Origin of the sequence: Methanocalculus sp. (genome assembly GCF_029762515.1) — an archaeon.
In the GTDB taxonomy this organism is placed as follows: Archaea; Halobacteriota; Methanomicrobia; order Methanomicrobiales; family Methanocorpusculaceae; genus Methanocalculus.
Genome location: NZ_JARVGN010000323.1, coordinates 1 through 2,696, shown reverse-complemented (window position 1 = coordinate 2,696; position 2,696 = coordinate 1). Strand labels below are relative to the sequence as shown.

The following is a 2,696-nucleotide window of genomic DNA, read 5'->3' as shown; positions in this document are numbered from 1 at the left end:
GACACCATGATCTGCAAAAAATTTCCGGGTGATCCCGGGAAATTCCGTTGCAACCTTCTTTCCCGCAAGATCACCAAGCTCATGATAGCTGGAATCCTCTGGAACAGCCACAATAAGACGGGCCTGTCCCATTTTGAGGTCAAGAAGTTCAAGAACATCTGATCCGCGTTCTGCGACCATATCAAGTCCGGTGATGCCGATATCAGCCACTCCCTGCGCAACGTATTCGGGAATGTCAATCGGGCGAACATACAGTATCTCAACATGAGGATCGACGGTTTTTGCGATCAACCGTCTATCCCCCGAGGTAATGATATGGAGGCCGCTCTTCTCGATGAGATCGTTAATGGGCTCAGCAATCCTTCCCTTATTCGGGATTGCCAGTCTGATCAGATCAGAAGGTCTTGAGTTCACCTTTGATAACCCTCTCGGTGATACTGGATATATTCGCAAGCCCGTTATTCACGATCTCTTCAACATCACGGGAGATACTGCCAAAGTCAGCACCATTCTCGGTAATAATCTGCACGCTCGCCACGAGTGGATGATCGATCGGATGGCCGATCTGTGAGAGGAGACGGACATACATCTCGGTGATGCCATCAACCTTTGTGCATGCTTCCTGTGCGATCTCGGTTGAAAGGAGGTTGTAGATCTTGCCGATATGGTTGATCGGGTTCTTCCCGCTTGCTGCTTCCATACTCATCGGACGGTTCGGGGTAATCAGCCCATTGATCCGGTTTCCACGTCCAACCGACCCATCGTCACCCATCTCGGCAGATGTTCCGTTTACAGTCAGGAAGAGGCTCTGGCTCTTGATATCATCAGCAGTATTTACCGCAACAGAGACCTTGCGTTTGGTATGTCTCCGGGCAACTGCCTCAAGTCCTTCCTTCATGAACTCCGTCACCTCGACATAGTCATCGATGGATGAGCAGTACCGGTCCACCATGGCTGATGCGATGGTGTAAGTCATCTCCTCACCATGACGAAGACCCATGATCTTGATATCATATCCGATCGCCGGATTTTTCGGACGGAGAACAGAGGCGATCTCCTGATCCATGGCAAGCACGATCTGTTCGACTTCAGAGAACGGTGCATGCCCGACACCAAAGGAGGTGTCATTTGCCCTTGGAACGGCGTTTCCACCACAGGATTTAAAGACATCACAGAGATCGGTTGACCCGTCACCCATACGGCAGTCAACAATAATGTCCCGTTCCATGTTCAGTGTGGGAAGGGTCTCTTTCAGGTATTCCCTGGCTGCTTCAACTGCTGTTGCATCGGTTGGGATGACACGCCCCTCAAAACATTTTGTTGCTCTTCCCGTCAGCAGAAGATAGATCGGACGAACGATCTTTCCACCGCCAAATGACGGGAGGGAAGCTCCGGCAACAACCTCACCCTGATCGGTGTTGTGATGGAGGACTGCTTCACACTGGCTTTCATATTCACGGCAGAGCGCGCGGCTGATGGCCTCTGCCACTCCGTCTGCGATACTATCGGGGTGCCCGATGCATTTGCGTTCAACAAGTTCAATTGCCTGTTCTTCAATCGGCATCTGCCGGAGTGATTCAACGTTGATAGTGCGTTTCATGAGAAGCCTCATTTTGTTTCTGTCAGTATATAAAAAAAGACTGGATTTGATTTAACATTGTTCATCTGGTCAGCGCCACCTCTGATCGGAGTGTCAGCCTGCAGACACCATCGCGGAAGACCCTGACAAGTCCGCCGCTCTCGGATACGGTGATCCCGACAGCCGGAACATCCCGGGTAATCGCAGCTGTTGCCATATGGCGGCCGCCAAGCCCTGATGGAAGGCTTACTCCGCGTGAATCCGCATCGATGTAGCGGCCTGCGGCGGTGATGTATCCTTCTTTTGTAATGATAAAGACGCCGTCAAGCTGCGCAAACTCCTTGACACTCTCCCAGTTCTCACGATTCCTGATATCACAGACAGACAGCGGGTGGCCGGCATAGGGATTCAGGATAGCCTGGTGCGAGCGGGCAAGGAGGGATGAACCATCGCCGATGATAAACGCGGTTCCGATATTTCGCCCTTCCCTCCCTTCATGTGCAATCTCAATTGCAAGGGCGAGGGAGGAATGGAGGATATCGGATGGAACTATATCTTCATAGCTGGCGAGATCAAGGTAATCACGCCCATCCCCGACATCATAGATGAGGATGGCAAATGGGAAGACTCCGATGATCTTCCCGCTTGCAACCTCGGTTCTGAGATGATACTGAACAACTGCATCAAGAATATGGTGCTCGCAGAAGAGCAGGAGTTCCTGCATATTTTTTTTGATCATCAGATCAGGCTGATGCTCCTTCACCCAGATGACCGGCACATCAGACTCAAATGGCTGTGATTCGAGGAATGAGAGGATGGCTATGGCATCAACTGAACGTGCAAGATCTGCTGCTGCTGCCATCAGTACCTGATCTTTATCCACGATCATAACAGTTCGCGTATTTTTGAGGGAAGTTCGGATGGCCGTGCTGCAACGGTGATACCCATCGCCTCCAGTCGTTGTATCTTCGATGCTGCATCACCTTCACCCCCTTCGATGATGGCACCGGCATGGCCCATTCTCTTCTCTTTTGGAGCAGAGATGCCTGCGATATAGGCAACCAGTGGCAGATCGAGCGAGAGTGCAGCTTCGGCACCTTCGATCTCAAGTGCACCA

The 2,696-nt window shown here is 51.5% G+C and carries 3 protein-coding genes and 1 pseudogene; all 4 read right to left on the bottom strand.

Going from position 1 to position 2,696, the window contains the following annotated elements; translation table 11 throughout:
• On the bottom strand, window positions 1-414 hold a 414-nt coding region (gene hisG / locus QCH34_RS10340), incomplete at its 3' end, for an ATP phosphoribosyltransferase (protein ID WP_300333790.1).
• Window positions 395-1,600 carry a methionine adenosyltransferase gene (locus tag QCH34_RS10335; protein WP_300333787.1) on the bottom strand — a complete coding sequence of 402 codons (1,206 nt, stop codon included), beginning with the start codon at window positions 1,598-1,600 and terminating at the stop codon, window positions 395-397. The genes hisG and QCH34_RS10335, both read right to left, overlap by 20 nt.
• 61 nt (window positions 1,601-1,661) lie before the next feature.
• Entirely contained in the window at window positions 1,662-2,441 is a 780-nt protein-coding gene (locus tag QCH34_RS10330) for a diadenylate cyclase (protein ID WP_300333785.1), read from the bottom strand.
• A gap of 23 nt (window positions 2,442-2,464) precedes the next feature.
• Window positions 2,465-2,696 (bottom strand): annotated as a pseudogene (locus QCH34_RS10325) (succinate--CoA ligase subunit alpha); the annotation flags it as partial.

Coding starts and splice junctions, on each gene's coding strand:
- QCH34_RS10330 (WP_300333785.1), bottom strand. CDS start 2,441: ATGGCAGCAGCAGCAGATCTTGCACGTTCAGTTGATGCCATAGCCATC.
- QCH34_RS10335 (WP_300333787.1), bottom strand. CDS start 1,600: ATGAAACGCACTATCAACGTTGAATCACTCCGGCAGATGCCGATTGAA.